Origin of the sequence: Protofrankia symbiont of Coriaria myrtifolia (genome assembly GCF_900634755.1) — a bacterium.
GTDB lineage: Bacteria > Actinomycetota > Actinomycetes > Frankiales > Frankiaceae > Protofrankia > Protofrankia coriariae.
The window spans coordinates 1-11,630 of record NZ_CAAAFS010000077.1 but is presented as its reverse complement, the minus strand read 5'-3'; the positions used below and the strand labels follow the sequence as shown (position 1 = coordinate 11,630).

Annotated in this window: 9 protein-coding genes; 7 read left to right on the top strand and 2 right to left on the bottom strand. The window is 68.5% G+C overall.

Features of this window, described 5'->3' with window-relative positions:
• The first annotated feature begins 36 nt into the window (after nucleotides 1–36).
• The 7 genes from CM1CMNOD_RS04520 (at nucleotide 37) to CM1CMNOD_RS04490 (ending at nucleotide 8,975) form a co-directional block, all read left to right on the top strand.
• Nucleotides 37–2,022: a serine/threonine-protein kinase gene (locus CM1CMNOD_RS04520; protein WP_013872481.1), complete on the top strand. Its 1,986-nt coding sequence runs from the start codon at nucleotides 37–39 to the stop codon at nucleotides 2,020–2,022.
• A 401-nt stretch (nucleotides 2,023–2,423) separates the two neighbouring features.
• Nucleotides 2,424–2,819, top strand: a complete 396-nt coding sequence (gene sdhC, locus CM1CMNOD_RS04515; RefSeq protein WP_013872480.1) for a succinate dehydrogenase, cytochrome b556 subunit — start codon at nucleotides 2,424–2,426, stop codon at nucleotides 2,817–2,819.
• The gene (locus CM1CMNOD_RS04510) at nucleotides 2,819–3,256 is read left to right on the top strand and encodes a succinate dehydrogenase hydrophobic membrane anchor subunit (RefSeq protein ID WP_013872479.1); all 438 of its coding nucleotides are present in this window, start codon (nucleotides 2,819–2,821) and stop codon (nucleotides 3,254–3,256) included. Before sdhC ends, CM1CMNOD_RS04510 begins: the two co-directional genes overlap by 1 nt.
• Before the next feature lie 29 nt (nucleotides 3,257–3,285).
• Nucleotides 3,286–5,040: a succinate dehydrogenase flavoprotein subunit gene (gene sdhA / locus CM1CMNOD_RS04505; RefSeq protein ID WP_013872478.1), complete on the top strand. Its 1,755-nt coding sequence runs from the start codon at nucleotides 3,286–3,288 to the stop codon at nucleotides 5,038–5,040.
• Nucleotides 5,041–5,422: 382 nt separating this feature from the next.
• Nucleotides 5,423–6,187, top strand: a complete 765-nt coding sequence (locus tag CM1CMNOD_RS04500) for a succinate dehydrogenase iron-sulfur subunit (RefSeq protein WP_013872477.1) — start codon at nucleotides 5,423–5,425, stop codon at nucleotides 6,185–6,187.
• A gap of 299 nt (nucleotides 6,188–6,486) precedes the next feature.
• Entirely contained in the window at nucleotides 6,487–7,416 is a 930-nt protein-coding gene (locus CM1CMNOD_RS04495; protein WP_131796168.1) for an LppX_LprAFG lipoprotein, read from the top strand.
• A gap of 299 nt (nucleotides 7,417–7,715) precedes the next feature.
• Complete coding sequence (locus CM1CMNOD_RS04490) at nucleotides 7,716–8,975, top strand: IS4 family transposase (RefSeq protein WP_043604912.1); 1,260 nt, start codon at nucleotides 7,716–7,718, stop codon at nucleotides 8,973–8,975.
• 296 nt (nucleotides 8,976–9,271) lie between these two features.
• Here the strand turns inward: CM1CMNOD_RS04490 and CM1CMNOD_RS04480 are convergent, their stop codons facing one another.
• Together CM1CMNOD_RS04480 and CM1CMNOD_RS04475 are read right to left on the bottom strand one after the other, a co-directional pair.
• Nucleotides 9,272–10,768 (bottom strand): acetamidase/formamidase family protein, encoded by a 1,497-nt coding sequence (locus CM1CMNOD_RS04480; RefSeq protein WP_131773848.1) that lies wholly within the window; start codon nucleotides 10,766–10,768, stop codon nucleotides 9,272–9,274.
• A 681-nt stretch (nucleotides 10,769–11,449) separates the two neighbouring features.
• The coding region (locus tag CM1CMNOD_RS04475; RefSeq protein ID WP_131773847.1) for a hypothetical protein at nucleotides 11,450–11,630 on the bottom strand (181 nt) is incomplete at its 5' end.

Sequence of the window (11,630 nt, the reverse complement as noted above, 5' to 3'; positions counted from 1 at the left end):
GCACGTCCGCCCGTGCATCTGCAAGACTTGACGGTGATGGCCAGATCGGCACCGCCGCCCGGAGACCCCGCGCGCCACAACACACCCCGATACGTATCTCAACGTTACCGTCTGGATACACCTATCGGGCGAGGTGGTGCCGGTGTCGTCTGGTGCGGTGAGGACGAGCTTCTCCAGCGCCCGGTCGCGGTCAAGGAAATCCTGATTCCGCATACCGGCTCGCAGGTCGAGCGCGACGGGCTGCGGGCGAGGGTGCTGCGGGAGGCCCGCGCCCTCGCCCGGCTGAACAGCCCGGCCATCGTCTCCGTCTACGACGTGGTCGAAGAGGCCGAGCGCCACTGGATCGTCATGGAGCTGGTGGACGCCGACAGCCTCGGCGAGGTCATCCGTGCCGAGGGGCCGCTGCCGCCCGACCAGGTGGCGGCCATCGGGCTGACACTCATCGAAGCGCTCGCCGCCGCCCACTCGGCGGGCGTGCTGCACCGCGACATCAAGCCCGGCAACGTGCTGCTCGGCCGGGACGGCCACGTCCGGCTGACCGACTTCGGCATCGCGGCCACCGACGGCGACTCGACCCTCACCGGCACGGGGGCGCTCGTCGGCTCCCCCGCCTACATCGCCCCGGAACGGGTGCGTGGCTCCTCCGGCACCCCCGCGAGTGACCTGTGGGGGCTGGGTGCCACGTTGTACGCGGCGGTGGAGGGGCAGCCGCCGTTCGAGGGGCCGGAGACCTACGCCGTTCTGACCGCTGTGGTGGAGGGGCGCCGGCGCCCGTTCCAACTTGCCGGCCCCCTGCACGGCCTGCTCGGCGACCTGCTTGACCGGCCGGCCGAGAGCAGGCCGGACGTGGCCGAGGTACGTCGGCGGCTGCGCCCGATCGCGGGCGGGGTCGTGCCTGTGCCGGCTTCGGTCACCGGATCCGACGCGGAACCGGTGACCGAAGCGGTGGCGGACGCGGCGAGGAAGTCCGGCCCCGGGCCCGCGGTGGGTGCCGTGGAGCACGCCAGCGGCGATCCGGCATCCGGCGGGGACGCGCGGGTCCGCGGCCCGCGGGCAACTCCTCCCGTCACCGGCGCGCCCACGGCCGGCCCGGCGACCGTGGACCGGTCGGTGGGCGGCCCGGCCGAGGATGGCGGCCCGATGGCCGGCGGCGCGGCCGAGGATCCGACCGAGGCCGGGACGCTGGTCGCCAGGAGGGCGGCCGCCGCCGCGACGGCGGGAACGGACGCGCCGAGCACCGGCCGGGCGGCCAGCGCCCCGGCGACGTCCGCGCGGCGTGACCGTGCTGGCAGTCCTGAGGAGCCGGCGACCGCGGTGGCGGTCCGGACGCGCGTCGGCGGCGCCCCGCTGCTGGACACCTCAGCCGCAACCACCCTGGCCGGCAACCGGTTCACCCCGCCCCCGTTCGACTTCGGCGGGTACGGCGTCGGCAGCCAGGACGACCCCGATGACGGTCTGCTACCGGTTACCAGCAGTGCTGTGGGTGGCCCGCCCGGCAACAGCACAATTCATGATCACCTGGAAAGTGGACGAACGTCAACCGGCTGGTGGCGTGACAGAACTCCCCTGCGTCGCGGTGCGCTCGCGGCGGTGGCCGCGTCCGTGGTCATATGTGTGGCGCTCGTGATCGGTACGGTGCTCCGCTCGGGTCCCGAGACCGACGTGCAGTTGCAGCCTGGCGGGGACACCAGCCCGTCGGTGAGCGGGGTCGCCGGGCAGCACAGCGTCAACCCCTCCGCGCTCACGTCCAGCCTGAAAGCCCCGGTGGGAGTGGACAGGATCCCCACCTCCCGCCCATCGTCACCGCCCGTAGCAAGCACGCCGGCCGAGCCGCCGCCTACCGCGACCGAGCCGCCGCCCGTGACCCCCTCGCCGACGCAGGTGGGCGCGAGCCCGACCGCTCCGGCCTCGCCAACGAGCCCGCCCTCCAGGACTCCAACGCAGGAACCATCGACACCGCCCACCGAGCCACCGCCCCCTCCGCCGTCCGGCGGAGCACCGCCGCCTGCCGGAGGGGTCTGATGTCACGATGCCGCGCCTCCGGCAGAGGCCCCTGATGGCGAGGCCCCTTACCCTTCAGAGCGCTTCGTCACACAATGAAGACGATCACTATCTGTGACATACCTCACCTAAGTGTCACGGAAGCCGGCATGCCCCGCCAGGAGGCCAGCACTAGCATCGGGTGCACACAAACCGTCGTCCACATCATGATGTCTCCGGGTGCCCTGGTTCCTCGGTGACGCGAGCTGCCTGCCCGTCAGATCACTGCCCGGATCATCGGCTCGAGCGCGGCCCCCTGTGCCACGCTCGTGAACTGGCGGGGCCATGACAGCCGTGTCATCTTTGGCCGGACAAGCCACCATGAGTCATCGGACGGATCATCAGGACCAGCCTGTCGGAAGGCCGGTCCGGAGGAGCTTTCAGTGCCGAAGGCACCAGCGGGCACGCTCTACCGCGGCCGCGAGGGTATGTGGTCCTGGGTTGCTCACAGGATCACGGGCGTACTGATCTTTTTCTTCCTGTTCGCCCACGTCCTGGACACCGCGCTGGTGCGGGTGTCCCCATCGTCCTACGACACCGTGATCGCGACGTACAAGAACCCGGTCGTGAACCTGCTGGAGGTGGGGCTGGTAGCGGCGGTTCTCTTCCACGCGCTCAACGGGATCCGGATCGTGCTGATCGACTTCTGGGCGTCCGGCCCCCGTTTCCAGCGCCAGATGCTGTACACCGAGATCGTACTGTGGGTCATCCTGGTCGTTCCGGGCACCTTCTACATGCTGAAACACACGGTCGAGACCCTGTTCGGGAGCGCGTCCTGATGGCGACAACGATCGACGGCGCGGCCGCCCCGGCCATCGAGGCTCCGCGCAGCCCACAACGCCGGCCCGTACGCACCAAGGCACGGACGAACTTCGAGCTCTACGCGTGGCTGTTCATGCGGGTCTCCGGCATCCTGCTGGTCTTCCTGGTGCTCGGCCACCTGTTCATCATGAACATTCTTGACGGCGGTGTGCAGCGGATCGGCTTCGGTTTCGTCGCGGGCCGCTGGGCCTCGCCGTTCTGGCGGACCTGGGACCTGCTCATGCTCGTCCTGGCCGAACTGCACGGGACCAACGGCCTGCGCACCGTCATCAACGACTATGCCGAGCGGCCACAGACCCGGTTCTGGCTGAAGATGTTGCTGTACGTGTCGGCGTTCCTGGTGATCTCCCTGGGATCACTGGTCATCTTCACGTTCGACCCGAACATCTCCTGATAGCGCCTGGGAAGGCGGAGGTCCAAGCGGTGCAGATTCACAAGTTCGACACGGTCATCGTGGGTGCCGGCGGCGCGGGCATGCGCGCGGCACTCGAATCCGGCAAGCGGTGTCGCACCGCCGTGCTGACCAAGCTGTATCCCACCCGCTCCCACACCGGCGCGGCGCAGGGCGGCATGTGCGCGGCCCTGGCCAACGTCGAGGAGGACAACTGGGAATGGCACACCTTTGACACGATCAAAGGTGGTGACTATCTCGTCGACCAGGACGCCGCCGAGGTCATGTGCAAGGAGGCCATCGACGCGGTCCTCGACCTGGAGAAGATGGGCCTGCCGTTCAACCGGACCCCCGAGGGCCGCATCGACCAGCGTCGTTTCGGCGGCCACACCCGCGACCACGGCAAGGCGCCCGTCCGCCGCTCGTGCTATGCCGCCGACCGCACCGGCCACATGATCCTGCAGACCCTCTACCAGCAGTGTGTCAAGCACGACATCGAGTTCTACAACGAGTTCTACGTGCTGGACCTGCTGCTGAACGGCGGTGTTGCCGCCGGTGTGGTCGCCTACGAGCTGGCCACCGGCGAGGTGCACGTCTTTCAGGCCAAGTCCGTGGTGTTCGCCACCGGCGGTTTCGGCAAGGTCTTCAAGGTCACCTCGAACGCGCACACGCTCACCGGCGACGGCATGGGCATCATCTTCCGGCGCGGGCTGCCCCTGGAGGACCTGGAATTCTACCAGTTCCACCCGACCGGTATCTGGAAGATGGGCATCCTGCTCACCGAAGGTGCCCGCGGTGAGGGCGGCATCCTGCGCAACAAGGACGGCGAGCGCTTCATGGAGCGCTACGCGCCGACCATCAAGGACCTCGCCCCCCGGGACATGGTGGCCCGGGCCATCTACACCGAGATCCGTGCCGGCCGCGGCTGCGGCGTCGACGGCGACCACGTCTACCTCGACCTGACGCACCTGCCCCCGGAGCAGCTCGACGCGAAGCTCCCGGACATCACCGAGTTCGCCCGTACCTACCTGGGCATCGAGCCCTACACGGACCCGATCCCGATCCAGCCGACCGCCCACTACGCCATGGGCGGCGTCCCGACGAACATCAACGCCGAGGTGCTGCGGAACAACACCGACATCGTCCCGGGGCTCTACGCCGCGGGCGAGGTGGCGTGCGTCTCCGTGCACGGCGCGAACCGGCTCGGCACCAACTCGCTGCTGGACATCAACGTCTTCGGCCGTCGCGCCGGCATCGCCGCGGCAGCGCACGCGAACGAGGTCCCCACCCACGCCGAGCTCCCGGACGATCCCGCAGCCTTCGTCGAAGGCCTGCTCAGCCGGCTGCGCGACGGCAGCGGGACGCAGAACGTGGCAGCGATCCGCCGTGAACTCCAGGAGACGATGGACGTCAACGCGTCGGTCTACCGGACCGAGGCGACCCTGAAGCAGGCGGTCGGCGACATCGCCGGGCTCAAGGCCCGTTACCAGAACGTCGGCGTCACCGACCGGGGCCACCGCTACAACACCGAACTGCTGGAGGCGGTCGAGCTGGGCTTCCTGCTCGACCTCGCCGAATGCCTGGTCACCAGTGCCCTGGCCCGCAACGAGTCCCGAGGGGGGCACTCCCGCGAGGACTACCCCAACCGTGACGACGTGAACTTCCTGCGGCACACCATGGCCTACCGCTCCGGGCCGCTGGCCGCCGCCTCGCCCGACTCGGAGATCCGGCTGGACTACAAGCCGGTGGCGATGACCCGCTACCAGCCCATGGAACGCAAGTACTGACCGCTACCAACCGCGCGCCGGGTGGCGGGCGGTCCTGGCGGGACGCGACCCCGGTGCTCGGGACCCCGCCAGGACCTGGCCGGCCACCCGTTCCGCGCGGTGATGCCGCTGCCTCGACGACCGCGGGAAAACGCGGGAGGGTACTCGGGGCGGCAGCCGCGGGAAGACGGCTGAAAAGAGACAGGAAGACGTCGTAAGGGTGCTGATCAGCACGGCCACCCGTACCCGCACCAGCGTGCCCCGGCACTCCCGGACGGCGGCCACGATCCCGGGCCCGGTATTCCTCCGGGCTCGGGGGCGAGGCACCGACGGTCGGGAGACCGGCGGCACGGTCTATGATTTGCCGACCCGCCTTGTGGGTCCGATGTGAGAAAGGTCCGGCGTGACTGTCACAGACGATCTATCAACCACTGTACCGGCCGGCGCCAGTCCCAGTACCTCGGATGGGCGGACCATCACGCTGAAGATCAGGCGCTACAACCCCGAGGAGAGCGACAAGGCGTACTGGCAGAGCTTCGCCGTTCCCTTCGTCCCCAGCGACCGACTGCTGGACGCCCTGCACTACGTCAAGTGGAACCTCGACGGCTCGCTGTCCTTCCGGCGCTCGTGCGCGCACGGCGTGTGCGGCTCGGACGCCATGCGGATCAACGGCGCGAACCGGCTCGCCTGCAAGGTGCTGGTCAAGGACCTCGGCTCGGAAATCTCGATCGAACCCATCAAGGGGCTCCCGGTCGAGAAGGACCTCATCGTCAACATGGAGCCGTTCTTCGACGCGTTCCGCGCGGTCAAGCCCTACCTCATTCCCGAGGGGCACGAGCCGACCAAGGAACGGCTGCAGTCCGCCGCCGACCGGGAACGTTTCGACGACACCACCAAGTGCATCCTGTGCGCGGCCTGCACCACGTCCTGCCCGGTGTTCTGGAACGACGGCGACTACTTCGGGCCGGCCGCCATCGTGGCCGCGCACCGCTTCATCTTCGACAGCCGGGACGCCGCCAGCGACGAACGCCTGGAGATCCTCAACGAGCGCGAAGGTGTCTGGCGCTGCCGGACGACGTTCAACTGCTCGAACGCGTGCCCGCGTGGCATCCAGGTCACCAAGGCCATCGCGGAGGTCAAGCGTGCGCTGATCTTCCGGCGCATATAACGCGGGCACGGCTGGCGATCCGGTGATGCGGTGATGCGGTGACCACGTATCTTCACCGGGACTCCCGACGCCGCCATGATCGTTGTGATTGTGCCGCTGTTCCAGCGGCGCCGCGGTCACAACGATCACATGGCCCGGACCTGGCCGATGGCACTGGCCACCGTGCCGGCCGACGCGTGACACGGCCCGCGTCGGCCGGCACGGACGGCCAGGGAGGACGGACGGTGATGACCATCAGCGGGCCCGGGGCGACACAGTCACGTTTTTTGTACGCTCTCCATTTTTTCAGCTTTTTCCGCTTGTTCGGCCGGCTCGGCTTTTTTGGCTTTTCCCACTCTGACTTTTCCCACTCTGACTTCTCCCGCGCCGCGCGGGTCACGGCGTCCGCGCTCGCGCTGCTGGCGCCAGGCCTGCTGCTGGCCGCGGCCGGCTGTTCGTCCGACGACTCCCCCGCACCGCCGCCGGCGATCCCGACGAACGTCGCACCCACCGAAATCAACGGGGTGCCCGCGCCCCTCACCGACGCCTACCAGGCGACGATCAACCGAGGGACCGCGCGTATCCGCTTCAGCGACCAGGCGAACTTCGTCTCCTCGTCCGGGCGCAGACAGATCTCCATCACCGGCACCGGCACGGTCGACTTCGTCAACAGCGCCAGTCAGACCGTGCGTGACGTGGCCGGCGGGGGCCGCAGCGAGCTGCTGGTCGTCGGCTCTGATCTCTACCAGCGCAGCGTCCCGCCCGCCGACGTGCCGAACCCGCCCCGATGGACCCGTGTCATCCCCGGCGCCAGCGGCAGCCGCCCGGCGACGCCCGCTCCGACACCGACCACCCAGCCCACGACCGGTGACGCCGTCGCGCTGCGGCTCGGCTTCCTCAGCGGGGCCTCGGCCCCGGTGACCACCGTCGGCCAGGAAACGATCGACGGTGCCACGACCACCCACTACACGCTGTCCGTGAACCTGGACACCGCCGCCACCCGGGGAAACATCAGCGCCACGACGGTCGAGTACTACAAGAACACCCTGGGGACGGCGATCCAGCCAACCGAGGCATGGATCGACACCGACGGCCTCATCCGCCAGCTTCGCGTCACCGTCGCCACCTCCAGCACCGGTGCCGACACCAGCGCTGGACGCAGCGAGATCGTCCGGACGGTGACCTACTCGGACTTCGGCGTGCCCCCTCACATCACCGCGCCATCCCCCGACCAGATCGCGCCAGGCTGACCGCGGCCCCTTCCCTTCCCCACGCGGCACCACGGCACAGCCCGCGCTGATGCCGATCGCCCAGGCGCCCCTTTCCTTCCCCACGCGGCGCCACGCCTGCCTGCTGTCAGGTCTGTCGGCCATAGGTCAATGCCACTCGATTAAGCCGCCGAGTCGCCCGTCCATCCCGACACGCCAACGCACACTCCCTTCTCAGCCAATCCCTGGACTCGGCATCAGCGAGAGCTTCTCAACGCAGGCGGCAGGAGGCTGGAAGGTGCACGCCGAAATTCCAGTCGACCGGGAGATAGAATGTGCGTGTGGTACGCCTTCGTCAGGTAGTAGAACTGCCAGCCGTTGAAAACGAGCGGTTGACCGACCGTATCTCGATCGGTGTGCTCGCGAGAATCGTCCCCCGAGATCTCATCGACGAGGTACTCGTGGAGACAAAACGGCAGGAACGGCGTACCAGGCTGCTGCCGGCCCGGGTCATGGTCTACTTCACTATGGCGATGTGCCTGTTCTTCGATGATGACTATGAAGAAGTCATGCGTAAACTCGCCGGCGGGTTGATGTGGCTGGGGAACTGGAAGGGCGACTGGAAGGTCCCGACTACCGGGGCGATCTCGCAGGCACGGACCAGGCTCGGTGCCGCGCCCCTGAAGCTGCTGTTCGAACGTGTCGCCGTGCCGGTCGCGGGGCTGGGGACCAAGGGTGCCTGGCTGCGTTCCCGGCGGCTGATGGCGATCGACGGATTCTTTCTTGACGTAGCGGACACGCCGGAGAACGCCACCGCGTTCGGACGGTCCACCAACGGGTACAAGGCCAGTGCTCTGCCGCAGGTCCACGTCGTTGCGCTCGCCGAATGCGGCACGCACGCGATCGTCTCCGCCGCGGTCGGCCCACGCGCCAGCGACGAACACGCACTCGCGGCGGCCCTGTTCGACGCCTGCGAACACGGGATGCTGCTCACCGCCGACCGCTACTTCTACAGCTTCGACCTCTGGCGCCAGGCACTCGACACCGGCGCGGATCTGCTCTGGCGTGTCAGTTCCAACCTCACGCTACCGGTCATCCAGCCCCTCCCTGACAGCTCCTACCTCTCCATCATCGTCAATCCGAAAATAAGGGAGAAAAAGCGGAACCAGCTCATCGCCGACGCCCGCGCCGGCCACGACCTTCCCGAGGACTCCGCGATACCGGTCCGGGTCATCGAATACACGGTGCCCGACCGCACCGGCTCCGGAACCGGTGAACTGATCTGTCTCGTCACCACCATCATCGACCATGCCGACATACCAGCGGTGGAACTCGCCACGGCATATCACGAGCGCTGGGAGATCGAAAACATCTTCGATGAGGTAAAGACCCACCAGCGGGGCGAGGCCCGCGTCCTACGGTCGAAACTCCCGGACCTGGTGGAACAAGAGATCTGGGCGCTGCTCCTCAGCCACTACGCAATCCGAAGTCTTATGCGCGAGGCCGCCGACGAAGCCGACGTCGACCCGGACAGACTATCCTTCATGCGATCACTACGCGTCGTCCGCCAGGTCACCGACCAGGCGGATTTTTCCCCCTGACCATCACGCGCATGCACTTCAGGAAACCTTCACGGAGATCACCGAACGGCTCAACCCCTCACGCCGTCACCGCACCCACCCACGCGCCATCAGACGAGGCCAACACAACGCTTACCGGATAAAACGCCCAACAGACATCGGCACCCGTCATGATCGACCGGCCACGATCATCCTCGCTCGCGCCGCTTAACTAAGCGCCATTGGGCCATAGGTGAGAACCGCTGTCGTGACGACGTTTTCCACCTACAGCTCCCGCGGCCGTAGGTGGAACACGCTGCCATTGCCACGGTTTTCACCTACGGCTGGGGAGCAGGCCCGGCGTTGTCGGGCTCGGCGATGGGCGCGTTCGGCGGCGCGGACGTGTCCGCCGCGGATCTCGAAGCCGCCGGGCTCGCGGCGGCAGGATCCGGGACCGCCGGGCCTGACGCGTCCGATGCCGGCCGTGGCGTGTCCGGAGGCTCGTGAGCCGTGCCCGCGGCCAGCGGCTCCTCGGAACGCTCGTCCGCGGACACGGGGCCTGCGACAGAGGCGGGAGGACTGGAGCCGGCGGTGGAGCTACCAGGAGCAGGGGTGCCAAGAACGGAGCTGTCAGGAACAGAGTTACTGGGAGCGGAGCTGTCAGGAGCGGGGGTGGGGGCGGCCCGGCCGAATCCGGGGCGTACCAGGCGGGGTTTGGCGGCGGCCGGCTCGCCGAAGTCCGCCCGGCGGATCCGGCAGTACACGGTCTGTAGGTCGCTGCCCGACCGGCCGATGCCGAAGACAGCCGCCGCGGACAGGTAGGCAAGTGCGTCCGCCCGGTCCATCCCCAGCCGGCTGGACAGGAAGAGCACCGCCGACCGGGTGGTCTGACGGGCGGCGTCGGTGAGATCGGCCTGCGCCCCCAGCGGCACCCAGTGGGTATCGGTTTCGGCAAAGGGCGCGCGCAACGTCCCGAGAGCGGCCCGGGCGGCGGGTTCCTTCAGGACTGTCAGGCGGAACGTCGCTCGCAGCGGCCCCTCCAGGCCACCCGCCGCAACCTTTCCGTCACCTAAAGAATAATGCGGATCGCCAACGGCGAACAGCGCGCCGGAAACCCGCACTGGAAGAAACAAACGAGAGCCAATACCTAACTCACCGCAGTCAAGCGCCCCGCCATGTATCCCGACGGAAGTCGAGCGGACCGGGCCAGGGCTGTCGACGGCGACCGACATGATCCCCATGAACGGCGACAGCGGAAAACGCACCTTCCGCCCCTTGGAGACCTCCAGCGCGCCGAAGAGCCTGCCGCGGCGCCGTTCGACAGCGCAGAAGCTGCTTGTCGTCCGGAAGGCCGCCCAGTTCCGGGCGTTCGCGTCCGGGCCGGGCGGGTCGTTCTCGGGGAACTCCCCGGCGAGCAGCCCGGCACCGTGCCGGGTCGACACCACCCCGTACCTGGCCCGCGGATGCAACGAGACGACGTCCACCCGCAGCACGTCGCCGGGCTCGGCACCGCGTACGAACACCGGCCCGGTCACCAGATGCGGGCTGTCCACCCCGAACCGGTGCGGAATCCCGGAGGAGGCGATCATCCGGGCGTCGTCGAGGACCTCGGACGCCGGAACACCGAAACGGCCGAAGAAGGCGTCCGGGTCACGTCCCTGATCGTCGAGGATTCCCTCCTGGCTGACCGTGTCGACAGTGGCCGTGGCCCCCGACTCCACGCTCAGCACGGGTCGGGTGTCGGCGGTCGGCAGCCGCCCCCACAGGATCGTCTCCGGGGTCGACGGCAGGTAGTGCCTGCCGTCCATCTTGCCCTTGCCGGGCTGTAGCGCCACGACGACGCCGTTACCGTGACATCCGGGACTGCCGCCCGCGGCGCCCGGTGCCAGGACGCCCAGCGTCGGAGTACCCGGCGTCGAGGAGTTCGCCCAGGGACGCGGTCGGGAACACGGCCATTCCGGACATCGTGCGACAGGGACGGCATAACCCGCCAGATTCCTGCCCAACGGGCTGGTGACGACACGGCAGATACGGCACGGGCGTCAGAGTCGCAGTGAAATATGACACATATGTTTCCGACAGGTTGCGGTCCCCTCATCTGCCCATATGGAACCCGCGCGACAATCTCGGCGCGCCGGCCGGGAGGCATCGCCACACGGGAACTGACGATGTCGGAGAAGCGCACAGACGGAGCCCGTGCGGCAGTGCTCGGAGGTCGGTGAGCGGGTCCGGCAGACCAGGCTCAGGCCAGGCTGGCAGCCGGTCTCACGCAGGCGGAACTGACCTCGATGATCTCCCTCACGAGATCCGCTCTCGGACGGCCTCTCGCCCACTTCCTGACCCGTCCGCCGGCAGCCGTGGTCTCCCGGCGGACCGCGCTCGTGGACGAACCCGACCGGGCCGCGCGGGAACGCTACCCACCTTGTCGACCCTTGTCGACGCCGACCTCGAAACCCATCCGCGTGACACGCACCGTTGGGCTCACCCACGGCCGGCCGCGAGAAATTCGGTCTGTATCAGTGGACGCGGGTGAGCAGGAGGGAGCCGGCGGGGTCGACCTGGGCGTGCCAGGTGGGGCGGATCAGGCAGGTCGCCTCGGGGAACTCGACGACGGCCGGTCCCGTCACGGTGTCACCGGGGCCGAGGGCGGCGCGGGGCACGACGTCCACCTCCCGCCAGGAGCCGTCCAGGTAGATC

Coding starts and splice junctions, on each gene's coding strand:
- CM1CMNOD_RS04520 (WP_013872481.1), top strand. CDS start 37: ATGGCCAGATCGGCACCGCCGCCCGGAGACCCCGCGCGCCACAACACA.
- CM1CMNOD_RS04510 (WP_013872479.1), top strand. CDS start 2,819: ATGGCGACAACGATCGACGGCGCGGCCGCCCCGGCCATCGAGGCTCCG.